Source organism: Flagellimonas lutaonensis (genome assembly GCF_000963865.1).
Classification (GTDB): Bacteria; Bacteroidota; Bacteroidia; order Flavobacteriales; family Flavobacteriaceae; genus Flagellimonas_A; species Flagellimonas_A lutaonensis.
This window is the reverse complement of the sequence record NZ_CP011071.1, coordinates 3,062,493-3,086,848: the sequence shown is the minus strand read 5'-3', so window position 1 is coordinate 3,086,848 and position 24,356 is coordinate 3,062,493. Positions and strand designations below refer to the sequence as shown.

20 protein-coding genes are annotated in these 24,356 nt (G+C 46.5%); 9 read left to right on the top strand and 11 right to left on the bottom strand.

The genetic code is table 11. From position 1 onward, the window contains the following. Window position 1: 1 nt before the first annotated feature. The 5 genes from VC82_RS14275 to VC82_RS14255 form a co-directional block, all read right to left on the bottom strand. Window positions 2–505: a DUF3124 domain-containing protein gene (locus VC82_RS14275; protein WP_045803487.1), complete on the bottom strand. Its 504-nt coding sequence runs from the start codon at window positions 503–505 to the stop codon at window positions 2–4. A gap of 36 nt (window positions 506–541) precedes the next feature. Further along, entirely contained in the window at window positions 542–1,144 is a 603-nt protein-coding gene (locus tag VC82_RS14270) for a short chain dehydrogenase (RefSeq protein WP_045802962.1), read from the bottom strand. Between the two features lie 6 nt (window positions 1,145–1,150). Continuing rightward, window positions 1,151–1,852, bottom strand: coding sequence for a hypothetical protein (locus tag VC82_RS14265; protein WP_045802961.1), 702 nt, complete (start codon window positions 1,850–1,852; stop codon window positions 1,151–1,153). A gap of 79 nt (window positions 1,853–1,931) precedes the next feature. Then, window positions 1,932–3,617: a gamma-glutamyltransferase gene (gene ggt / locus VC82_RS14260; protein ID WP_045802960.1), complete on the bottom strand. Its 1,686-nt coding sequence runs from the start codon at window positions 3,615–3,617 to the stop codon at window positions 1,932–1,934. Beyond that, window positions 3,605–4,198 carry an acyl carrier protein phosphodiesterase gene (locus VC82_RS14255; protein ID WP_045802959.1) on the bottom strand — a complete coding sequence of 198 codons (594 nt, stop codon included), beginning with the start codon at window positions 4,196–4,198 and terminating at the stop codon, window positions 3,605–3,607. The genes ggt and VC82_RS14255 overlap by 13 nt, the downstream gene beginning before the upstream one ends. 89 nt (window positions 4,199–4,287) lie before the next feature. Between VC82_RS14255 and glmM the strand changes: the two genes are divergently transcribed. Beyond that, window positions 4,288–5,676 (top strand): phosphoglucosamine mutase, encoded by a 1,389-nt coding sequence (gene glmM / locus VC82_RS14250; protein WP_045802958.1) that lies wholly within the window; start codon window positions 4,288–4,290, stop codon window positions 5,674–5,676. Window positions 5,677–5,688: 12 nt separating this feature from the next. Here the strand turns inward: glmM and VC82_RS14245 are convergent, their stop codons facing one another. Together VC82_RS14245 and VC82_RS14240 are read right to left on the bottom strand one after the other, a co-directional pair. Next, window positions 5,689–7,356: a formate--tetrahydrofolate ligase gene (locus VC82_RS14245; protein ID WP_045802957.1), complete on the bottom strand. Its 1,668-nt coding sequence runs from the start codon at window positions 7,354–7,356 to the stop codon at window positions 5,689–5,691. 46 nt (window positions 7,357–7,402) lie between these two features. Then, window positions 7,403–8,314 (bottom strand): lysophospholipid acyltransferase family protein, encoded by a 912-nt coding sequence (locus tag VC82_RS14240; protein WP_045802956.1) that lies wholly within the window; start codon window positions 8,312–8,314, stop codon window positions 7,403–7,405. A gap of 53 nt (window positions 8,315–8,367) precedes the next feature. Between VC82_RS14240 and VC82_RS14235 the strand changes: the two genes are divergently transcribed. Together VC82_RS14235 and VC82_RS14230 are read left to right on the top strand one after the other, a co-directional pair. Further along, a complete protein-coding gene (locus VC82_RS14235; RefSeq protein ID WP_045802955.1) occupies window positions 8,368–9,018 on the top strand; it encodes a rhomboid family intramembrane serine protease in 651 nt (216 codons plus the stop codon). Window positions 9,019–9,119: 101 nt separating this feature from the next. After that, entirely contained in the window at window positions 9,120–10,763 is a 1,644-nt protein-coding gene (locus VC82_RS14230; protein ID WP_045802954.1) for an LVIVD repeat-containing protein, read from the top strand. Window positions 10,764–10,835: 72 nt separating this feature from the next. Here the strand turns inward: VC82_RS14230 and VC82_RS14225 are convergent, their stop codons facing one another. Next, the gene (locus VC82_RS14225; RefSeq protein ID WP_045802953.1) at window positions 10,836–11,945 is read right to left on the bottom strand and encodes a TlpA disulfide reductase family protein; all 1,110 of its coding nucleotides are present in this window, start codon (window positions 11,943–11,945) and stop codon (window positions 10,836–10,838) included. A 96-nt stretch (window positions 11,946–12,041) separates the two neighbouring features. Continuing rightward, window positions 12,042–12,536, bottom strand: coding sequence for a hypothetical protein (locus VC82_RS14220; RefSeq protein ID WP_045802952.1), 495 nt, complete (start codon window positions 12,534–12,536; stop codon window positions 12,042–12,044). Between the two features lie 87 nt (window positions 12,537–12,623). On the opposite strand from VC82_RS14220, the gene VC82_RS14215 reads away from it, so the two are divergent. Next, complete coding sequence (locus VC82_RS14215) at window positions 12,624–15,536, top strand: FAD-binding and (Fe-S)-binding domain-containing protein (RefSeq protein ID WP_045802951.1); 2,913 nt, start codon at window positions 12,624–12,626, stop codon at window positions 15,534–15,536. On the opposite strand, the gene VC82_RS14210 is transcribed toward VC82_RS14215, so the two are convergent. Then, on the bottom strand, window positions 15,495–16,403 hold the full coding sequence (locus VC82_RS14210; protein WP_045802950.1) for a UDP-2,3-diacylglucosamine diphosphatase: 909 nt from the start codon (window positions 16,401–16,403) through the stop codon (window positions 15,495–15,497). The two genes, VC82_RS14215 and VC82_RS14210, sit on opposite strands and share 42 nt — an antisense overlap. Window positions 16,404–16,594: 191 nt before the next feature. Here VC82_RS14210 and aroC point away from each other — a divergent pair, with 191 nt between their 5' ends. From aroC to VC82_RS14185, 5 genes are all read left to right on the top strand, one after another. Next, window positions 16,595–17,659, top strand: a complete 1,065-nt coding sequence (aroC, locus tag VC82_RS14205) for a chorismate synthase (protein WP_045802949.1) — start codon at window positions 16,595–16,597, stop codon at window positions 17,657–17,659. 159 nt (window positions 17,660–17,818) lie between these two features. Further along, on the top strand, window positions 17,819–19,144 hold the full coding sequence (locus VC82_RS14200) for a dicarboxylate/amino acid:cation symporter (protein ID WP_045802948.1): 1,326 nt from the start codon (window positions 17,819–17,821) through the stop codon (window positions 19,142–19,144). 59 nt (window positions 19,145–19,203) lie between these two features. Continuing rightward, the gene (gshB, locus tag VC82_RS14195) at window positions 19,204–20,235 is read left to right on the top strand and encodes a glutathione synthase (RefSeq protein ID WP_084598240.1); all 1,032 of its coding nucleotides are present in this window, start codon (window positions 19,204–19,206) and stop codon (window positions 20,233–20,235) included. After that, window positions 20,228–21,055: an N-formylglutamate amidohydrolase gene (locus VC82_RS14190; RefSeq protein ID WP_045802946.1), complete on the top strand. Its 828-nt coding sequence runs from the start codon at window positions 20,228–20,230 to the stop codon at window positions 21,053–21,055. Before gshB ends, VC82_RS14190 begins: the two co-directional genes overlap by 8 nt. Then, entirely contained in the window at window positions 21,055–22,224 is a 1,170-nt protein-coding gene (locus tag VC82_RS14185) for a flavohemoglobin expression-modulating QEGLA motif protein (protein ID WP_417935070.1), read from the top strand. Before VC82_RS14190 ends, VC82_RS14185 begins: the two co-directional genes overlap by 1 nt. Window positions 22,225–22,230: 6 nt before the next feature. Here the strand turns inward: VC82_RS14185 and VC82_RS14180 are convergent, their stop codons facing one another. Then, the gene (locus VC82_RS14180; protein ID WP_045802944.1) at window positions 22,231–24,321 is read right to left on the bottom strand and encodes a DUF4139 domain-containing protein; all 2,091 of its coding nucleotides are present in this window, start codon (window positions 24,319–24,321) and stop codon (window positions 22,231–22,233) included. Window positions 24,322–24,356 lie beyond the last annotated feature (35 nt).

Here is a 24,356-nt window from a genome sequence, read left to right as displayed (position 1 = left end):
ATTATTGGATACGACGCCCAACGGTTGTGAATGATAATCCCTGTTGCCCCACTGTTGAAATCATAACAGCCTCAAACAACGGTTCTGGTTTTTCAGGTGCCTTTGCCCAATCAAAAATAAAGTTGCCTCCAGTGCCGCCATCCTCATCTTCTTCGGCAATAACAATCTGCAGGGTCTCCAAGGGCCTTATATACACTGGGGTATTGACGTACGATTTTATGATATCACCATCAGTGTTGAAATAATCGGCTTTGGTGATGATAATGTTCTCTGAGCTACTCGTATTGTGAAAACTGACGGTTGCCGTAAGGTCATGGATCGCATTTTCTGAAAAACTATAAATCTGTGAATAAACAGAAAGATACGTTGAACCATACTGCAAACTGTCGCTTGGTTTTATTTCAGCGGCCCTATTATCAAAATCGCTGATTTTTGGTCTTTTTCCTTTGGTGGTTTCATCACAGGACGATGCTGCCAAAGAAAAAACAACCAAGACCAGTGCCATATGATACAATCGCGACCTTTTCATTTCTTTGATAAGTTATTCATAAATTCTGATAATAGCACCATTGCCTTTGCCATAGATGCTGCGAACATACCCGTTCACCACTTTTCGCATGGGTACCGGGTTGTGGCCCGGAAAGAAGTCTTTATATTTTTCGTAGGCGTCTTCGACCATTCCGGCGGCCACTACATTGATGCGGCGCCCCCTTGTCAGCTCTAAGGCTGCTGCCTTTACAAAACTGTGAATTGCGCCGTTGACCATGGCCGCACTGGTGGTTCGCACCACGGGATCTTCGGCCAAGATACCTGTGGTCAGTGTAAAAGAGCCATCTTGGTTGAGGTAGTGCTGGCCGATGCGAACAAGGTTAACCTGTCCCATCATTTTACTTTTGATGCCGATGTAGTGATCCTCTTCAGAGAGCACCGAAAAGTCTGCCCATTTGGCCTCACCGGCTATACAGACAATGGCATCGACATTGCCAATTTCTTTGAACATTTTTTCAATAGAGGCACTATCGGCGATATCAACCAAAACATCGCCCTTCTTTCGCCCTGCAACAATAACCTTATCTTTTTGTAAAAGCGTTTCGACCACTCGTTTTCCAATGGTACCATGACCACCGACCACTAATATTTTCATACTTTTCTAATTATATCCTTTAACATTCCCCAGCTCTAAAGTTAGGGGACCCAATTCGTGTGATTTGGGCAAAAAAGCCCCACTCTGGGTAACCAGCCAATCGTCCCAAGTGGCTTCAATACCCCCAATGGGTATGATCTTGGCCCACATTTTATAGGCATATGGGAATCCATCTTCATTCAGCAACCATAAATAGCTGTCACCGGGGGTAGTGCCGCCCGATGTGTAGGTCACCAACAAAGCCTCGCTGCCATCGGCAAGTGTTACAAGTGAACGCTGGGTTCCCTTATCGAACACTTTATAGGGTGCCACCAGCCAAAAGGAATCATTGTTGAATTTGTCAAGGGCTTGTTCGATTTCCTTTTTTCTATCAGGGCCATGCACTTTTTTCCCGTTTTTCAAGACTTTGCTGCTTGAGGGGTCGTTCAGGTTTAGGTTAACGGTCACCTTTCCACTCACTACCTTTGCCTTTCCCAGATCTTTGTCCCACACGTAGCGGTTGGCGCCGTTTCGAAAAGACCATTCCAAGTATCGGGTTTCCTTATATGCCCGGTGGTTTAGGGCATTGAGCATTTTTTTTGCCAACGCATCCGCTTGTGGGCCTGCTTGTCCCTCTGGCAAGGGTTCGTGCTTTATCCATAGCAAAACAACGGCCGATAGAAACAGTGCACCCAAAATAATTCCGGCAACCTTTAAGGTTTTCTTCATAGCACAAAGATATCCTGTTGTAGGCAGAATATGAATGCATGGCGGTGGCCATGTATCATCCGCCCTATCTTTAAACCCACTAGAACCCTACAGCGGTATCATCTCCCCGCTTGTCGGCTCCTCCTTCCAATCGTCCATCGGGCAATACACGAATGGCATCGACCTTGCCGATGATAGGGGTTCGGCCTTCCATTATCTCGTAGCCTTTAAGCTTGAGCTTCTCTTTAAGGGCATCTGAAAAGCCCTCTTCCTCAAAAGTGATAAGGTCGGGCAACCATTGGTGGTGAAAGCGCGGGGCATTTACGGCTTCTTGCATACTGAGTTCGAACTCTGAAACATTAAGAATGGTCTGTGCCACAGCGGTAATTATGGTGGAGCCGCCAGGGCTGCCCACAACCATGTAAAGCTCACCGTTTCTTTCAACAATAGTGGGCGTCATACTACTGAGCATTCGTTTTTCGGGAGCTATGCTGTTGGCTTCGGCACCAATAAGCCCAAACATATTGGGTACGCCCGGCTTGGCGCTGAAATCATCCATCTCATTGTTCAAGAAAAATCCGAGCTCCGGCACGTATAGTTTAGAGCCATAGCCCCCATTAAGGGTGGTAGTGGCCGAAACCGCATTGCCCTCAGCATCGACAATGGAGTAGTGGGTGGTCTCGGCGCTTTCCAGAATTTCCACATGGCCATGCGCCACCTCAGAGGAGGGGGTGGCCCTTTCAAAAGAGAAATCTTGCATGCGGGCTTGCAAATAGGCATCGCTCAGCAACACATCCAAAGGAATATCCACAAAATCAGGGTCTCCCAAAAAGAAATTTCTATCGGCATAAGCACGGCGCGCCGCTTCGGTGAACAATTGTACGGCCGCTACCGAGTTATGGCCATACTGCCCGATATCATAGGGTTCGATCATCTTAAAGATCTGGTTAATCGTAACGCCGCCACTGCTGGGGGGACTCATCGATACAATTTGCAGATCCTTGTATGTAAAAACGATGGGGTAGCGCCATTTGGCCTCGTAGCGATCCAGGTCTTCCTCGGTAATGAATCCGCCGCGCTCTTGGATGAAATTGGCCAATTTTTGGGCCACTTCACCTTTATAGAAGCCGTCTCTGCCCTCGGCCATAATTTTTCTAAGGGTCTTGGCCAAAGCCGGGTATTTAATGGTATCACCGGGCTGAAAATCTTGGGCAAACTTGGTGCTGTCGCCGTTGACCTTGATAAATCGCTCTCGATAGCTTTCAAGCCGTCTGGCCTGCTTTTCGGTGACCACAACACCGCGCTCGGCCAAAGCTATCACGGGTTCCATAATCGTTTCAATGGGCAGTGACCCAAACTTTTTGTGTACCTCAAAAACGCCGGCAACCGTACCCGGCACCCCAACGGATGTGGCACCGACCGTGCTCATGTCGGGAATGACATTACCCAGAGAATCGAGATACATGTCTTTATGCGCTGCCAAAGGGGCTTTTTCCCGGTAATCAAGGCCGCCTATATCTCCATTGTTTTTACGATAGACCATAAAGCCACCACCGCCCAAGTTGCCTGCAAAGGGGTAGGCAACGGCAAGCGCCAGTTCAGTGGCCACCATCGCATCAAAGGCATTGCCACCCTTTTTCATGATATCGACCCCTATTTTCGAGGCCTCTTTACGTGCCGAGACAACCATGGCCTTATCGGTAACCAATCCCGTTGGCGGGGCAATCTGTTGTTTACACTGTATGAATATGGATAATAGGGGGAGTAGCAGTATCAGTTTTCGCATAGGAAAATAAATTTTTGGCGCGAAAAGGTAATCAATTCTTCAAAAAAAGCCGAAAACTCCTTTTCAAAATCAGTATAGTGGGCTTCAAGTTCGATAATGGCCAAATTCATCTTAGATCGGTTCTGCGTGCGGCGGTTCATGCCACTCAGCACCCGTGCGATACCCTTGAGGTTCGAATAGTTGCACAACCAATCGTGGGCAATCATGTACGGTAACATCTGCTGGGTAGCCAAGGGCAACAACCCATAGTTCTCTTCCAATAAATCATAAAAATTATTGACAAAGGCCTTAAGTGGGATGGAGGAGTAGTCACGCCAATTCTTTGCCAAAAAATAATCATAAAAAATATCGACGATCACACGGCTGTAGTGTCCATAGTTTTTATGTAACCGTTTACTGCTTTTGCGGGGTATGGGATGGGTATCTGTAAAGGTGTCGATGGCCCTGTGCAGCAGAATACCCTTTTGTACCTTTTCAGGATAGTGCCCATATTTATTGCCCCGAATATGGTCTGCAAAAAAATTGCCCAAGGCAATCTCGGGGTCGTCAAAAGACAGGTAGATATGGGCCAGAAAGTTCATAGACCGATGATGTCGGTTTTGTGGTCGAATTTACAAATTCGAGGGGTGCTTTTGGTAATGTGACCTTATATTTGCACAAAATTTAGCAAATGACGCTTATCAAATCCATTTCAGGAATACGTGGAACCATCGGTGGAAACACCTACGATAACCTGACACCCATAGACACCGTAAAATTTGCCGCTGCATATGGCACATGGCTGAAAGAATATGCTGGAAAAGAAAAGCTAAAAGTCGTAATCGGACGTGACGCACGTCTATCGGGTGAAATGATACAAAATCTCGTGGTCTCGACTTTGGTCGGACTCGGGATTGATGTGGTGGATTTGGGGCTTTCGACCACTCCCACGGTTGAAATTGCCGTGCCTTTGGAAAAGGCCGATGGCGGAATCATCTTGACCGCCAGCCATAATCCCAAGCAATGGAACGCATTGAAACTGTTGAACGAAAGGGGCGAATTTTTAGATGCCGAACAAGGTGCCAAAATATTGTCGCTGGCAGCTGATGAGGATTTTGATTTTGCAGAAGTCGATGACTTGGGCACGGTAACCAAAAACGATGCGTACATCGACATCCATATAGATGAGGTCTTGAACCTATCACTGGTAGATGCCGATGTCATCAGGGAAAAGAACTTTAAAGTGGTGGTCGATGGGGTAAATTCCACCGGGGGCATTGCCATTCCCAAACTCTTGAAAGAACTTGGGGTAGAGGTGATAGAGCTTTACTGTGATCCGACGGGACATTTTCCGCACAACCCTGAACCTTTGAAAGAGCATCTGGGCGACATCTGCCAAAAAGTAGTGGAAGAAAAGGCGGACTTTGGCATTGTGGTAGATCCAGATGTGGATCGTTTGGCCTTTATCAGCAACGACGGCGAGATGTTCGGTGAAGAATATACCTTGGTCGCCTGCGCCGATTATGTCTTGGGCAAGACCAAGGGCAATACCGTTTCGAACCTTTCATCGTCACGTGCCCTTAGGGACATTACCGAAAAACATGGCGGCAGTTACGAAGCCGCTGCAGTCGGCGAGGTAAACGTAGTGGCCAAGATGAAGGCCAACAATGCCATTATCGGCGGTGAGGGCAATGGCGGCATCATTTATCCTGAGAGCCATTATGGACGTGACGCCTTGGTTGGTACGGCCCTGTTCTTGATGTTAATGGCAGAAAAAGGGGGTACCGTGGCCGAATTGCGCGCCAGCTACCCAAGCTACTATATGAGCAAGAAAAAAATTCAGTTGACCCCAGAGCTCGATGTGGACGGAATATTGAAGGGTATGGCCGAAAAATATAAGGATGGGGATATTTCGACAATCGACGGTGTCAAAATCGACTTTCCTGAAAACTGGGTACACTTGAGAAAGTCGAATACCGAACCCATTATCCGTATCTATACGGAAGCCAAAAGCCAGGAAGCGGCCGATGATTTGGCTGATAGTATTATTGAAGAAATCAAGGAAATAGCCGGGTTATAAATAATTCAGACTTTAAAAAAGTCCACTGATATTTCCATCGTCATCAATATCGATGCGTTCTGAAGCAGGGTGGGCAGGCAATCCCGGCATACGCATAATACTTCCCGTTATCGGTATCAAAAATCCAGCGCCCGCGGCAATCTCAATTTCCCGAACGGTAATGATAAAATCTTTGGGCCGCCCCAATAGTTTGGGATTATCAGATAGTGATTTCTGGGTTTTTGCAATGCAGATGGCCAACTTTTCCAATCCCAAATCCTGTATTTTTTTTAGGTCCCGCTTTGCCTGATACGAATAATCTACATGCTCGGCCCCATAGATTTTGGTGGCGATGGTCTCAATTTTTTCCTTTACGGGGCTTTCCCAATCATACAGTGGGGTAAATGGCTCTGTTGTTTCTGCCACAATTTCAACCACTTTACTTGCCAGGTCAAGGGCGCCTTCCCCCCCCTTACCCCAAACATTGGCAATGGCAATGGCCACGCCCATCTTTTCGGCTGCGGAACGAAGAACGTCAAATTCAGCCTCAGTATCGCTGGTAAATTGGTTAACGGCAATAATTGGGGTAACGTTAAAGCGTTTGATGTTCTCGACATGCTTTTCTAGGTTGGGCAAGCCATTTTTAAGGGCATCGACATCAGGTATGGTCAATGCGTCCAATGAAGCGCCACCATGGTATTTCAGGGCCCTAACAGTGGTGGTCAACACCACTGCTTTTGGTGAAAGACCGGCACTTTGGCACTTGATGTCAAAGAATTTTTCTGCCCCCAAATCGAATCCGAACCCGGCCTCGGTGACCGTAAAATCTGAAAAGGTCATGCCCATTCGAGTGGCGATCACTGAATTTGTGCCCTGGGCAATGTTGGCGAAGGGCCCACCGTGGATAATGGCCGGATTGCCCTCCATCGTCTGTACCAAATTGGGCTGTATGGCTTGTTTGAGCAGGGCCGCCATAGCGCCCTCTGCCTTAAGGTCGCGGACATATATGGGCTGCCGGTCAAAAGTATACCCGACAAAGATGTTGCCAAGCCTTTTCTTAAGGTCTGATAAGTTTTCGGCCAAACAAAGAATGGCCATGATCTCAGAGGCGGCGGTAATATCAAAGCCTGTCTCTCTTGGAATACCCGAAGAAGTGCCCCCAAGCCCCACGATTATGTGCCGCAAAGAACGATCGTTCATATCGATCACTCTTTTCCAAGAGATGGTACGGGGGTCAAGTCCTAGTGAAGCTGTTTTGCTCTGAATGTTATTGTCTATCAAGGCCGATAGCAGGTTATGCGCTTTTTCAATGGCAGCAAAATCCCCGGTAAAATGCAGATTGATGTCTTCCATGGGCAATACTTGCGAATAACCACCGCCGGTAGCCCCTCCCTTTATGCCAAAAACGGGGCCCAATGAAGGTTCGCGCAAGACAACAGTGGCTTTCTTGCCCAAACGGTTCAGGCCTTCGGTCAGCCCTATCGACATGGTGGTCTTGCCTTCCCCGGCCGGTGTAGGCGAAATGGCCGATACCAGTATCAAATTTGATTGCGCCAATTTTTCAGAATCGATGAGCGATACGGGCATTTTGGCTTTGTACTTGCCATACGGCTCCAACGAATCGGTTGGTACGCCCAGCTTTTCGGCAATTTCGGTTATCGGTTTCAGGCGCACGTTTCGGGCAATCTGAAGGTCGGTCATATCTTTGGTTTAGTCTTCGAAGTTAACAAATGTGAAAAGGTTATGGTTAACTTTGGTCTTGTACTGTCTGCTTCATGTTCTTGGGCCCTTTGCCGCGATGCTTCCACCGCTTGTGGGTCCAGAAATAATATTCCGGGGCTTCCCTAATGGAGTCTTCCACTTCCCTTAAAAAGGCATCGGTAATTTCAAAGTCCTTGAATTCTTTGGGGTTTTCAGCTAGTATTTTAAAGGTACCTTGGTAATGGCCGCGTTTCAGTTTTCTGACCTTTAAATATACTGCGGGCAAATCCAATTTTTTGCACAAGTTCTCGGCCCCCACATGAACAGGTACCACAATGCCCATGAACGAGGTCCAATATTGGGCCTTATGTCGCATGGGCGATTGGTCGCTCAGTATGCCATAGGTGCTCAAACGACCTTCACGGCGGTTCTTGGCCACGATTTCTTTGGTTTCCTTTGTAGAAATCAAAGAGGTGCCGAATTTTTTGCGTATATCGCGAATCAATTTATCGAAGTAGGGGTTGTTGATTTTTTGGTAGATGCCGTAACCCTTTGATTTGATGTGCGCATCGAGTGCGATAGACCATTCCCAACTCGCATAATGCGGAAACATGACCATGATACTTTTGTTCTGGGCCTCCAAGCCATGAAGTACCTCTAAATTTGTAAAAACGAACCTTTTTTGCAATTGTTCATGAGAGATCCCCATCGTCTTTATCATCTCTAAAAACATATCGCACATATGGCGATAAAACTTCTTTTCTATCGCTTTGATTTCTGCAATCGATTTCTCAGGAAAGGCCAGACGAAGGTTTTCGCGCACCACTTTTTTTCGATAGCCGATACTATGGTAAACCAGATAATAAAGAATGTTTGACAGGCCGTAAAGAAGGCTAAAAGGCAACCGCGAAACCAACCAAAGTAAAGGGTATGCGATGATAAAACCAATCAATTGCATGCAAAAAAGGTATGCACAAATATAGCTATATTTGACCCCAAACCTATGGGTACATGTACAATTTGCACTTAGCTACCATTGGCATTATTGTTGTCAATATTCTGGTGACACTTCGGGGTTTCAACGACCAAACTTTCTTTGATCGCTACAAATTCAACATAGCTGCCATTCAGGCCGGTCAAAAAGAGCGCATGTTCACTTCAGGGTTCCTGCATGTTGATATTTCGCACTTGTTCTTCAACATGTTCACCCTCTTCTTTTTTGCCGATGTGGTCATCACTTGGTTTGGGGCCTTCAAATTTCTGGTCATTTACTTTGTAAGCCTTTTTGCCGGTAGTTTGCTTGCCATGTTCTTCCACAAAAACGAGCCCTATTACAGTGCTGTCGGCGCCAGTGGTGCAGTGACGGGAATACTCTATGCCGCTATTCTGTTGCAGCCCGATATGCAATTGGGCATCCTGTTCATTCCGATTCCGTTGCCTGCATATGTTCTGGGCATTGCCTACCTACTTTATTCCATATATGGCATGAAAAGCAGATTGGGCAACATTGGGCATACGGCCCACTTTGGTGGTGCCATTGGGGGCTATGCCATGACCCTTATATTTTTGCCGGGCCTCTTGGTCACCGAGACACTTATGGTACTATTGCTGGCAATCCCTATCATAATACTCTTTGTGCTTGAAAAGATGGGTAAAATCTAAGGTAACCCGCTTTTTACAACAGATAGGGGCACGTTCACAACAAAAGTTGGGCGAATACCCAGTTGTGCCCTTATTTTGGGGCACTTTAGTATAGCCTAGTTATGAAACGAATCTTACCGATGTTGGCAGCCACAGGGCTCGCTTTGTTTTTTTCATGTTCTGACGAAACCATTATTTACGAAGATGAGCAGAGTGCCGTTGAACTAGAGACCAGCGAAACTGTGCTTGAAAACAGTATCTCTCTTGATAATGCCGGTGTACTTGATATTTTTAGTGAAGACCGTCTAACAGGTAAATTGGCGCGTTTTGCAGATGAACCGGCAGGCGACTACCCCCTTTCTTTGGTAGCACAGGTGTCTCCGCCCAAATTTAGCGGCGGCGAAAACCTGACCGCTTCACACGTGCATGTTCACGGCAATTACGCTTATGTGGCCTACAATACCGTCGGACAAGACTATGTTGGTGGCATCGACATTGTAAACGTGGCCGACCCCAACCGCCCAGGGGTAACTTCTAGATTGTACTATACCAATGCCGACATCAGTTCGGTAAAATATGACAATGGCTACGTTTATGCAGCAGGCGGTGTTGATTCAGAAAAATCGGTACGGGCCACATCAAATTCATTTGTGGCCAAGATAAAGGTAGACAATGGCCGCTTTAACCTTGGTGCCGGTATTCTCTACGGATTTCAAGAAGGATTTGTGGCAACCGATGTTGAGACCACTGCCAGCTCTGTGATCGTTACCAGCGGTAAAGACGGTTACGTGACCGTTTACGATAAGAACACCCTGGAAGCCCAAAACGACACCCCGTTTTCCGATTTAAGGTCGGTGAAGCTGAAAGACGATAAAATAGGGGTGCTTGATGCCGATTTCGGCGTGCGTATCTTGGACCAAAACCTATCGCAGGTGGGCAGTATCGCCATTGATGCCGACTTTAGAACAGCGGACAAGAGAACCCTTGATTTTACCAGTGACAACAAAATTGTGGTATCCGAGGGCGAGGCAGGTGCTGGTATTTATGATTTTACCACCGGCAGCTTCATCGAACATGTGCCAATTCTTATCAACCCTGACGGTGTGGCAACGTCTGATATTGTCACCAATGCCGTTACCATTAACGAAGATGTGTTGTTGATGGCCAATGGCGGGGCAGGATTATGTCTTTCTGAGGAAGAAGACAATGGCACCGACCTAGTGGGCATTATTGAGTTGACCGGCTCCATCAACTACGTAGAGTCGAAAGGGGATTACATTTTTGCGGCCTCGGGAAAATCGGGCCTTCAGGTGATAAAGATGAACAAACCTTCGCCAAGTCTGGCAGCCAGGTGCGCCGATTCACCAAACTATCAGGGCAGCTCTAAACTGACCGTTGGTGCCAACCAGCAATTGGCCTTTAGCGGCTCAAAACGTTTTCAGCAAATCAGTGTTTCAGGTTCGTTGCTACTATGTGGCACATGGACCGTAAAAAATACCGTCACGGTTGCCGATGACGCACTTTTTGAAATAAGGGGCACGCTGATTGTTGCCCGCAACAACAAAAGAAAAGACCTAAAAGTGGGCGAGGGGGCAACCCTTAGAGTTGAGGGCAACCTGACCGTTTATGGGGATTTGGAACTTGAGGACGGGGCCACGGTAGAATTTTTGGGCACTGGTTCGCGGGTCAATATTTTAGGAGAAGTCAAAAAAGGTGACAACGTTACCATAACGGGTGACTTTGAAGATATTCAAAACAAATTCTAGCAACTAAATAACCTACCAACAAAAAAAGCCCTGAATAATCAGGGCTTTTTTATTTGTCAGCAGTCGCTTCCTTTAGTTCAGCAACTCGGCCACTTTTTCTTCTAGGGCAGGGCCGCGAAGGTTTTTGGCCACGATGACCCCGTTTTCGTCCAATAAGAAAGCTGCCGGTATGGCATCAACGTTATATAGTTGGGCCACGGGATCTTGAAATCGCTTTAAGTGCGACACGTGGTGCCATTCAAGGCCGTCTTGTTCAATGGCTTGCTTCCACTGGTCTTTGTTGTTGTCCAATGAGACCCCGACAATATTGAGTCCCTTGTCTTTGTACTTGTTGTAGACCGCCACGATATTCGGATTTTCATATCGGCAGGGCCGGCACCAGGCCGCCCAAAAATCTATCAGGGTTACCTTGCCCTTGACCTCTTCAAGAGCAAGCAGATCGCCATCAGGTGTCGGGGCCGAAAAATCCGGTGCAATGGCACCTACTTCCGTTCCCTTTTGTTGTTTTAGTTGTTTATCGATGCTCTTACCAGGTTTCGAATTCTTGACCTCAGGGGTAAAGGCATCGTATAGGGTCTGTGCCTCACTTGCCTCGATCACCTTTGAGCGTAGCAGATTGTCAAGTATCAAGGCAGATATCAACGCATCGGGATTCTCCTTCACAAAATCCAAATGGTACGTTTTAACCCGGTCTTGCAGCTCGAAGAACTCCTCACGAAGCGATTCCATCATGGCGGTGTCGCGTGCGGCGTTGGCCTTTTGAAAATCATCGTTGATCGACTGTCCGCTTTCGTTGATGTCGCGCGACTCATCGAGAAACTCCATAAAACGTTCATTCTGGTAGGTGCCCTTAATTTCGGCAAAGGCCATGCTGTCTTTTTGAAATTCCACGTTAATGGCTCCATTCTCCAATATTACCGGTACGTTGCCCATGATTCCTTCCACAAAAAGATAGTGAAGCTGTGGAATTTCTTGGTTTCCGGCAAACTCGAAACCTCCCTCGTTGACCTGGACCGTGTCGACATCGATCAACTGGTTTAGGGTATCGGTGGTTCTTAAATAAACGTTTGTGCCGTTTTCCACTTCTCCATCTATACTTCCGGTCAAAGTGTAGCCGTTCTTCGCTTGGTCACAAGCAACGAACATGGCAATTGTGGTCAGGGCAAATACTATTTTTTTCATAGAACAAATTTGTTTGAACCGCAAAGGTATTGATAAAGCAGGGGATAAAAAAAGCCCCTAACATAAGTTAAGGGCCCTGTTTCGTGTTGATAACTTTTAAAACTGGTATCGGATACCCAGCGCAATATCGAAATCAAAATTATCACTGAAGCCATCGTAACCAAGAATTCCAATCTCTGGCCTGAAGTCCAACGATAACAACAAAGGGATGTCAAAATCATACTCGATGCCCAGATTACCGGCAGCAAAAACAAAGAGCCCGTCATCATCGTCACCATCGGGCACAGGGGCAAAATCTACACTTCCCAGACCGCCGCCAACGCCATAGTACCAGTTGAAGCCGCCATCTAAATTGTGTACCCATTGGTACACGCCTGATAGCTTGAAGGCATCGAAGTTTCTACTATCTCGCCAACCCAGGTTGAACTCTGCCCGGTTGAACTGGGCAATTGATTTCTGATACGAGATCTCGGCACCAAACCCATCGCTATCGCCCAAACGGAGGCCTAAGGTATGGTCTGATATACTCTGGGCGCTCAGCGAGGCCGTTGCAATTAAAAGTACGACAGAAAAAAATGTGGTAATCTTCATGAGTTTCTCTTTTAGTTTAAAAATATGGATAGCTTTGTTTCGCTATTTTGGTTATAACTTGTTTCATTACTCAAAAATTGTTCCGAATTGAACAAATCTTCCCTGAAATTACTCTCTTCCTGCTTGCAGGGCAGTCTGCATACTGACAAATTGACAAGGTCTCTCTATGCCACCGATGCCTCTGTGTATCGCAAATTACCACTTGCTGTTGCCTATCCGAAAAACGAACAAGATATCAAGGTTTTGGTTCAATTTGCCAACAAAAACAACATTGGTCTTGTGCCGCGTACCGCAGGTACCTCTCTGGCAGGCCAATGTGTAGGCGAGGGAATAATCGTTGACACCTCTAAACATTTTACCAAGATTTTGAAGGTAGATACAGATAGAAGGCAGGTCACGGTACAACCAGGGGTGATTCGTGATGAACTCAACCAATACCTAAAACCATACGGACTGTTCTTTGGGCCGAACACCTCAACCTCGAACCGTTGTATGATAGGGGGGATGGTAGGCAATAACTCTTCTGGAACCACATCTATAAAGTTCGGGGTGACGCGCGATAAGGTGGTAGCCCTCAAAACCATCCTTTCTGATGGAAGCACTGCTGTTTTTGGGGAGATGGATGAAAGTGGGTTTGAAAAAAAGGCCGCACAAAAAGATTTTGAGGGGCAATTATATGCCACGGTCAAAAGCGAACTGTCAGATGCAACCACCCAAAAGGAGATAGCGAAAGAGTTTCCAAAACCTGAAATCCACCGTAGAAACACGGGTTATGCTATTGATGAGCTACTTATGAACAATCTCTTTGGTGACGGTGAAAACGGTTTCAATTTCTGTAAACTGCTCTGCGGCAGCGAGGGCACCCTTGCCTTTACCACTGAAATAACCTTGCAGTTAGACGATCTGCCACCGCCGTTGTCTGCCATGGTGGCCACGCACTACAACACCTTAGAGGCCTGTCTGGGCGATGTGGCCCCTGTAATGAAACACGGTTTGTTTACCTGCGAGATGATGGACAAGGTCATTCTTGACTGCACCAAGAACAACCGCCAACAATTGGCCAACCGCTTTTTTGTAGAGGGTGACCCTGCTGCCATTTTGATGCTCGAGCTTAGGGCACACACCGAAGAAGCATTGCAAGAACAACTTGATGCCCTATTGCAGACCCTTGAAAACTCAGGCTTGAGCTATGCAAGTCCGGTATTGTGCGGGGATGACATCAACAAGGCGTTGGAGCTTCGAAAAGCAGGCTTGGGGTTGTTGGGCAATATGGTAGGTGACCGCAAGGCCGTAGCCTGTATCGAAGATACAGCAGTGGCTTTGGAAGATTTAAAGGACTTCATCATGGAGTTCACCGAAATCATGCGGAACTACGGACAAGAAGCCGTTTATTATGCCCATGCCGGGGCGGGCGAACTGCACCTGCGCCCCATTCTGAACCTTAAGAAAAGTTCTGATGTCAAGCTATTTCGGCAAATTACCGCCGAAGTCGCCCAATTGACCAAAAAATATAGGGGAAGTTTCAGCGGTGAGCACGGCGATGGCATCGTTCGGGCAGAGTTCATCCCTTTGATGATAGGCGAAAAAAATTATGCATTGCTGCGCCGTATCAAATCGCTTTTTGATCCACACGGCATTCTGAACCCCGGCAAAATCGTGGATCCCTATCCGATGGATGCCTCGTTGCGGTACGAAGTTGACAGAAAAGAGCCCGAAATCGACACGCTAATGGACTTTTCAGACAGTCAGGGTATCTTACGGGCCGCGGAAAAGTGCAACGGTAGCGGCGATTGCCGAAAAACCCATCATATGGTCGGCGCCATGTGCCCAAGCTACCATGCCACCAAAAACGAAAAGGATACCACCCGGGGCAGAGCCAATGCCCTTCGGGAGTTTTTGACCCATTCTGAAAAAAACAACCGTTTTGACCATGAAGAACTGAAAGAAGTCTTTGACCTATGCCTAAGCTGCAAGGCTTGTGCCCGTGAGTGCCCCAGCAATGTGGATGTGGCAACGTTAAAAGCCGAATTTCAATACAACTATCAAGAGGCCAACGGCTATTCGCTGCGTAGCAAACTGTTTGCGCACAACACAAAAGTCAACCGGTTGGCCAGCAAGGTCAGTGGACTTGCCAATTTGCTGTACGGTTCAAAAATAATGTCGAAATGGTTGGCGAAATCCGTTGGGGTGGCCACTGAAAGAAGTTTCCCAAAAATTTATAGTTTTGATTTTGATAAGCATCTTCAACAACTTAAAAAAGAGAAAATTACAACAAATAAAAAGGTTGTTTTATACATTGATGAGTTTACCCGCTATTTAGATGTTGAGGTAGGCAAAGATGCCATTGAACTTTTGACCCGTTTGGGCTATGAGGTCGAATTGCTGTTTGCCGAAAGTGGTCGCACTTATATTTCAAAGGGGTTTTTAAAACAAGCCAAAAAACTTGCCGATTTGAATATCTCAAGAACAATATCACTGGTACAGGCGGCCACCCCGATAGTAGGGCTGGAACCTTCTGCCGTCCTAACTTTTCGGGATGAATACAAGCGATTGGCACAAGATTCTGAAAATGCAGGGCGTTTGGCGAACCAATCGTTTTTGATAGAGGAATTTTTGGCCGGCGAGATCATTAAGGGCAACATCAAGACCGAACAGTTTACAGAGACCCCGAGAAAAATTAAAATACATGGCCACTGCCACCAAAAGGCGCTTTCGAACCAAAAGGTGACCTTTGATATCTTGAACCTGCCCAAAAACTACGAGGTCTCCATTATATCCTCGGGTTGTTGTGGCATGGCAGGTTCGTTTGGATACGAAAAGGAACATTACGCGACAAGTATGGCCATCGGCGAACTAAAGCTGTTTCCTTCCGTCAGAAAGAGTGATAGCGATACCATTATAGCGGCCAACGGTACCAGCTGCCGCCATCAGATATTGGATGGTACGGGAAGAAAGGCATTACACCCCGTTACCATTTTGAGACAGGCCATGGTCTTTTAACTGTTCGCCATCAGAGATGGTCTCGTTTTTCTTTTTGGGTTTTTCACGCTCTGCGGTAATCGATGTGAACAGCTCGTTGATATCGAGCTCTTTTACATCATCATCGACAAAGAATGATGATAGCTTGTCTTGGTTAAAGTGGTAGACTTTCCATCTTTTAAACGAATACTCTAAGGCAGTAAGGTTCTCAACCCAATCACCGGAATTAAGGTAGGTGCAACTACCCATCTTATTTGCGTACATTTCCTTTTTCGGTTGGTGGATGTGTCCGCAGACCACATAATCATAGCCGTTCTCGATGGCAAGATCGCAGGCTGTACGTTCAAAATTGTCTACGTATTTAACGGCGCTTTTTACACCGTTCTTGATTCGTTTTGAGAGTGAGTACCGTTCTTTCCCCATTTTGTTCAAGAACCCGTTGACCATACGGTTCAAGAGAATGAGCAAGTCGTAGCCATACCCGCCTAACTTGGCCAGCCATTTAGCGTTTTGGATGGAGATATCAAAAACATCCCCATGAAAAATCCAAGCCTTTTTACCATCAAGCTCCAAAACCAATTTATTGGCAATGGTAACATTGCCCACGGTAGTATCAGCAAACTTTCTCAACACCTCGTCGTGGTTGCCCGTAATGTAAAAGACTTGAACACCCTTTGCGGCCATGCCTATCAATTTTTTCAGCACTTTGAGATGTGAAGCAGGAAAATAGCGTTTGCTGAACTGCCAAATGTCGATGATATCACCGTTCAAAACGAGCTTTTTGGGCTCAATACTGTTCAAATAGGCAATCAATTCGTCGGCATGGCACCCATAGGTGCCCAAGTGTACATCAGAGATTACGGCCAGCTCTAATTTTCTTTTTTTCAAAACTTCAGGAATTTAGCTGCAAAGTAATGGTGCCATGGTGAAATTAAGATCAAGTTGATGTGAAGTATATTTAAGAAAAGTGTTAAACAATTGTCACCGTCCTTAAAACAATGTTACGGTAGTATTAAGAAAATTGGAGTTTTTCTATACCGCATATAACATTTACCTTTGACAGCATTGAAACAGCATATATGGCGGGAAACACTTTCGGACATCTTTTCAAGCTCACAACATTCGGCGAATCGCACGGTAAGGCCATCGGTGGCATAATCGATGGCTGCCCCGCAGGCCTGGAACTTGACTTAAACGCCGTTCAAAATGAATTGGACCGCCGCCGCCCGGGACAATCGGCCATAACCACCCAACGAAAAGAACCCGATACCGTTGAATTCTACTCCGGTTTGTTTGAAGGAAAGACCACCGGCACGCCCATTGGCTTTGCCATACACAACACCAACCAAAAATCGAAAGATTACTCGCATATCAAAGATTCGTACCGGCCCTCACATGCCGATTTTGTTTATGACCAGAAATATGGTTTTCGCGATTATCGCGGCGGAGGCCGCAGTTCGGCCCGTGAAACAGCCAGTAGGGTAGTGGCCGGTGCCATTGCCAAACAATTGCTCCAGGGCGTTCAGATACAGGCTTTTGTGTCGCAAGTAGGCAACATAAAACTTGAAACGCCCTATCAAAAACTTGATTTCTCGAACATCGAGAGCAATCCTGTTCGTTGCCCTGACCCAACCATGGCCGCAAAAATGGAGGACTATATCAAGACCATCAAAAAACAAGGTGATACCGTTGGTGGTGTGGTCACTTGCGTGGCCAAAAACATACCGGTGGGTCTTGGTGAACCCGTATTTGACAAATTGCACGCCGATCTGGGCAAGGCCATGCTCTCCATAAATGCCGTAAAGGGCTTTGAATACGGCAGCGGCTTTGCCGGGGTAGCCATGAAGGGCAGCGAGCACAACGATGGCTTTAACAGCGATGGTTCAACGACCACCAACCATAGTGGGGGCATACAAGGGGGTATCAGCAATGGAATGGACATTTACTTCAATGTGGCCTTTAAACCTGTGGCAACGGTACTTCAAGGCTATGAGACCATCAATAAAAAAGGGGAGAAGGTCAAGGCTCAGGGCAAAGGCCGCCATGATCCCTGTGTAGTGCCCCGCGCCGTACCTATAGTCGAGGCCATGACCGCACTGGTACTGGCCGATCATTGGTTGTTGGCACGCATCAACAAAGTTTAAAGGTTTGTCTTTCAGAATCCTATAATTCAAATATCGCTTTTCTCTTTTTACATTTCTAATTTCGTATTTCATATATATTCTATTTCGTATTTCTAACTTCCCATTTCGCATTTCGTACTTTTTGCGATAAATGGTATCTTACCCGACAAAACTCAAACTATGCGAAAATTGCAACTGCATTGGCAGATTTTGATTGGGATGTTGCTCGGTATTGTCTTCGGATTTATTATGACCTACCCGGATTGGGGGCGTGATTTTGTCGCTGATTGGATCAACCCGTTCGGAACCATCTTTGTAAGACTGTTGAAGCTGATAGCCATTCCGCTCATTTTGGCATCGCTTATCAAGGGTATTTCAGATTTAAAGGATATTTCAAGGTTCAGGGATATCGGGGTACGAACTATCATTATCTATATATGCACAACGGTAATTGCCATAACCATAGGTTTATTGTTGGTAAATGCATTGAAACCGGGTGAAGGAATCTCACAAGACACCATTGACAAGTTGACGGCCACCTATGCTGCAGACGCAGGGGTCACCTCAAAGATTGAGGAAGCGTCTCGTCAAAAAGAAAGTGGCCCCTTACAGTTTTTGGTAGATATGGTGCCAGACAATGCCATATTTGCCATGTCTTTTAACAGTTTAATGCTACAGGTAATATTTTTTGCGATTTTCTTTGGCATATCGATGCTGTTGATCGGTGAGAAAGACGCAAAGCCCCTCAAAAACTTTTTTGATTCCCTTAACGAGGTAGTTCTGAAGATGGTCGACCTAATCATGCTCACAGCTCCTTATGCTGTTTTTGCCTTATTGGCAGGGGTGGTGGTCTCTTCGAGCGATCCCGAATTGCTGCTGGCCCTTTTGAAGTATGCTGGCGTAGTTGTCTTGGGGCTCTTGCTGATGATCGTTTTCTACAGTATTGCGGTCTCCACTTTCACACGATATAATCCCCTGACCTTTTTGAGCAAAATCAGTCCTGCACAATTGCTTGCCTTTTCGACCAGTTCGAGCGCGGCAACCTTGCCCGTGACCATGGAAAGGGTAGAGGAGCATATAGGGGTCGATAAAGAGGTTTCGAGCTTTGTGCTTCCCGTTGGGGCCACCATCAATATGGATGGCACCAGCCTATATCAAGGCGTGGCAGCTGTGTTCATTGCACAGGCATTGGGCTTTCCGTTGGATTTTTCAGGGCAGCTAACGATTGTACTTACTGCCCTGCTGGCCTCCATTGGCTCTGCCGCCGTACCCGGGGCAGGCATGGTCATGTTGGTTATTGTTTTAGAATCGATTGGGTTTCCGCCCGACAAATTGGCCATTGGTCTGGCGCTGATTTTTGCCGTTGACAGGCCCTTGGATATGTGCCGGACGGTTGTAAACGTAACCGGTGATGCCACCGTATCGATGATGGTTGCCAAATCGGTAGGAAAACTGGGCAAGCCTAAGGTCAAGAACTGGGACGACCACTGGGAGGAGGTGAAGTAGTTTTTCAATATTGGACGAAATTTTCAGTAAATTAAAGAGCCAAAAAATAATTCCGCACCATGAACATTTGCTTTTTAATGTATCCCTGGGAAGAAATAAACCCTGAAAACGATACCAGCCTAGCTTTGATACACGAATGTGCAAAGCGCAAGCACGGGGTAGCCCTTTGCACACCTGCCAACCTGACCATTAGAAACAGTGTCACATCGGCCTTTTGTACCGTCATCAATAAAATGGACAAGGTACCGGCAAGCCTAAAATCATTCTATAAACAAGCCTCGTTACGGGAAGAAATGCTTCCCTTGGCCGGGTTCGATGTGATATTCATGAGGGCAAACCCTCCGTTGGATCCGTTGATGCTGAACTTCTTGGATTCGGTGAAAGACGATGTTTTCATCATCAATTCCATACAAGGGCTTCGAGAGGCCAACAACAAACTCTACACGGCTGCCTTTGGTGATAGCCATAGCAATATCATTCCCGTTACCCATGTATCAAAGAACAAAAAGTATTTGGTACAGCAAATCAAAGAATCCAAATCTGACAAGATGATTTTGAAGCCTTTGAACGGGTTTGGGGGTTCGGGGGTAATCCTTATAGAAAAGTCGGCAATGAGCAATATCAAATCACTGCTAGACTTTTATGTAACCAATTCAGATGGAACCTCTAACTACGTTATACTTCAAGAATACATTGAAGGTGCTGACGAAGGTGATGTACGAATCTTATTGCTGAACGGAGAGCCCATCGGGGCCATGCGAAGGATACCGGGAAGTGATGACCATAGATCCAATGTCTCTGCCGGTGGTTCGGTAGCAAAACATACATTGACAAAACAGGAAAAAGCCCTTTGCAAACAAATAGGGCCCAAACTGGTAAAAGACGGACTCTATTTTGTGGGCATCGATGTGATCGGCGGCAAGTTGGTCGAGGTCAATGTAATGTCGCCAGGGGGCATTACCTACATGAACAAGGTATACAAGACCAAGATTCAGTGTCAGGTAATCGACTTTATCGAGAGCAAGGTGCTCGATAAGCTTCAGGCATTCGACCGACGTTCCCGACTTCGAAAAGAGGTGCAGGATGCTTAGGAGGTTATCCCTAGAGGAAATTATTTCGAACATCGATAATGGCAGGGTCTTCGAGGCGGTCTCTGATGACTATTCATTCACCATAAAAATCGAGGAATACGTACCGTTTGTGTGCGGTGCGGTACACGATGGGCACCAGTTCAGAAAATCGCTTTGGCAAAATTGCCTGCACACCGTATATGAGCGTTGGTACGAGGAAGACCCCTGCACCAAACAGATGGTAGAATCGCACCCCATTGTCATTGCGGGCCGCGACAGCCGTTTTGAGTATGATTTGAACCGCCCGCCCGAAATGGCCATTTTTGATACGGCCTGGGGAAAACAGCTTTGGAAAAAAGACCTTCCCGAAAACGAACGACAGCTTAGTTTGCAAAAACACCACAACTTTTACAGGGTCGTGCATGCCCTTGTAGAAAAATTGGAATCACTGCACCCAAAGGTGCTCGTTTTCGACATGCACAGCTACAACTGGAAACGATGGGACAGGGAAGTACCCACTTGGAACCTTGGCACCAGCAATATTGACAATGACCGCTTTGGCAATATGGTCGAAAGTTGGCGCGAAAAACTCGGGGGCATGCAACTGCCCAACGACATCAAATCGACCACAGGCATCAACGACACTTTTCAGGGCAATGGTCATTTTCTAAAGTATATCACCAAAACCTTTGACAACACCTTGGTGTTCGCCACAGAGATCAGCAAGGTGTACTGCGATGAGCTTTCGGGCATCATTTATCCAGAAGTTGTGCAATCTGTTGAAAACCAATTGCAAGATTTGATACCTTTGCAGGCTGAAGAATTCATGAGCACCCCGTGATAGAGGAAAAAGAGCAACAAGAACTGCAACGACAATATGCCGATGTGTTTGAGATAGACAGCAATCTAGATAGGCTGGTCAAGCGTATCGAACTGTTGAACTATATCAACCCGCTGAACATCGAAAAAGAAAAGCACCGCTTTTTTGCCTCTAAATATACCGTTGAGCCTGAGTTTCGTTATCCTAAACTCAAATTTGACCCTTACAAACTGCACCGCCTTTTCTTTTTACAGCGCCTAGAGCGTATTGAGGATGAGAAGATCAGAAAGCTCTATCAAGAGGTCATCCATTACTATTCGAACATGATCCAGTGTATCGAAACTATCGGCACGGGGCGCAATTTCTATTTCAATTCGTTACGGGTCTTCGGAACACCCACCGAAAAAGATGTGCAGAATGCCCGTTTTATACTCCATTTCAAAGATGAGCCTTCTTCTGTCGATATGGAGAAAGTGTTTTCTGCCGAAGAGGCCAAGCACTATTTCGAGAAGTTTGCGGAGGCTTATGACTTTCCGTTGAACATCCTTTTTTCGACCCATATTGCTGCTGAGGCCATGGTCAGTAACAGCCGCCAGTCCTTATTGATCAAAAAGAATGCCCGCTTCAGCAAAAACCAATTGCTAACTCTGGGCACACATGAAATTGGGGTACATTTGGTCACTACTTTCAATGCAGCGGCGCAACCCTTGAAGATTTTATCGAACGGACTTCCCAAGAATGTGGAGACCCAAGAGGGTCTCGCCGTATTCAGTGAGTACATGGGCGGTGCCCTTACCCTGAAACGACTTAAGGAGTTGGCCTACCGCGTACTAGCAGCCGACAGTTTGAGCAAGGGTTACACCTTTGCCGATACATTCGACCTGATACATGGGCACTACAAACTCGACCGTGACGAAGCCTTTACCATAACCCTTAGGGCGCACAGGGGAGGGGGCTTTACCAAAGACCGCCTTTATTTGAGCGGTCTGCGCAAAATCTATAAACGTTATAAACGTGAAGAACCTTTGGATATCTTAATTGCCGGAAAGGTTTCGTTGGACAGCGAAGAGGTGCTAAAACATCTTCGAAAAAAGGGATTGCTGCTGCCCAACAGGTATGAAAACCTTTCCTTTAAGCAAAAAATGAACACGAACAAAACGCTCGATTTTATCCTCAACAATTTGAAGTAACCACGGCTAGAGAGATATGTACTTGCCCCTTGGGTATTTCACCTGAAACGAGAAGCTTTCTTTTCTGCTTTCTTTTGGCTGTAAATCCATTGTCCAACTCAACAATCCCTTCTTTTTATCATATTCCGCCGAATTGGTTACAATATCCTCCACCTTGATCTCTTTGTTTTGCGACAAAGGAATACGGTCGATCAGCTTCAGGTTGACGGCCACGTTCTTGTTATTCTTTACTTCCAGGTCATAGGTGCGGTTCAGAATGCGATTGCTTCCTGTAAACGACTTGCTCTTGAAGTTTCGCTGCTGTTTTCGGGTCACTGTAATGTTCGGTTCCAAGCCCAATGACAATACCATCTCTTTTTTGGTGGTGTAGGGGTCCAAAACCGTTTTGCCCGCATAGGTGCCTTCAAAATAGATATTGGCCTCGCCAGGCAACAGCTGGTGTTTTTCCCAGTCTTTGAAGCGGGCCGTCAAGAACACGTTTTCGTTTACAATGGGCGCGGCAAAATACTCGTAGTTGGCTGGCAGTTTAAAGGTGTTGATCTCAATGGCCGTAATATCGCCATCAGAAACGATGGAATAGGGCTTTTTGATCACGAATTGGGTGTTCGACACGTCTTGCCTGATGGTACTCTTTTTAGTTGTGATCACAACCACACCGTTGCTTCCGCGTGTACCGTAAACGGCCGTGGCACTTTCTCCTTTTAAGACTTCCATATTCTGTACTTCACTGGCATCAAGATCGCCTTCCACAAAACCTTCCACAGGCACTCCGTCAATGATATAAAGAGGTCTCGGTTGTTCAACTTTTGAATTTCTAAAGTCCCCCGAAAACCCTCTTATATTAACGCCTGCTGTCTTACCTTGGAGAAGCTTTTCAGGGTTTACGGCAGAAACAGCATAGCCCAAACCTACCTCGCGCTTAGCACCCAAAGCAGTGACCACCATTTCTTCGAGGGTATTGGCATCCTCTTCCATACCCACATTGATGATGGATGCGTAAATGGGTATTCTTACATCTTTTTGACCGAGATACGAAAACAACAAACTTTGCCCATAGGGCACCTCTAGGGAATAATTGCCATCAAAATCGGTTTGGGTGCCTTTTGTAGTACCCTCAATTACCACATTTGCCCCGGGCAGTGGCAGGCCCGAAGCATCGGTCACCGTACCCACCACTTTCTTGACACTGGGGTTAAAGGCATACCCTTTTTTAGTAGCGGTGGGCGAATGCCTTCGCGCATAGGCATTGACAAAATTCAAATAATGGGCTTGCAGATCGGGCTTTGATATGTTGTGGGCTGGGGTCGCCGTAGAGAGTATCACCTTTACATTGTTCCAATCCTTGCCTGTTTTTTGGTACACATGTGCCTTGTAGGCAAGGTTCAACGGTGCATTCAGGGCAGATGATTTGATATCGTAATTGGGCACCCAACCTGCTTCTTTTACCATGTATGAAAGGGTCAGGTTCAACTGGGTGGGCATGGGGGCATCAAACGAGATCGTTAGCTCGCCCTGTTCTTCCTCTGGCGTGTTGTTCAGTTCGTTGAGCTGTCGTTGCAGCCTATTGATTTCTTCTTGCAGGTCTTTAATCTTCTGGTTGGTCTCGAACACCTCATTCTTGATGGCGGTTATGCGCTGACGGTAGTACTGGCTGATTTCCTTTACTTTTTCAAGGTTCAGTGCCTGATTGTCTGTGCTTACCAAACGATTGGTGTTGATGACCCGCTCTTCTTCCTCGAGGCCCAAAATATGGTTCTTGAGGAAAGCTGTTTGGGCTTGCAAGGCTTCTATTTGGGAGGTCCACTTTTCAGTATCTGGATGGCTTTCCGATCTATCGAGATAATTGATGTCGTAGGCCATGGATAGGATGGAGACCGCTTGAAGCCCCGAGACTTGAATGCTGCTCTCGTCTATTTTGGGCGAAAGTCCGGTAAAGACCACCTTGTTGATGCCCTCTTTTAGCGGGCAATTGGCCTTTCGGGTAATTTGGGCCCCACTGAGGTACACCGTGACCTCTTTGATCTTGGATGGAATCTTTGAATCGTTAGCATGTAACAAAAACGGAAGGGCAAGCAACAGAAATACGAGCTTTTTCATAATAGTTCGATTTAGATTTCATCCAAACCTATCTG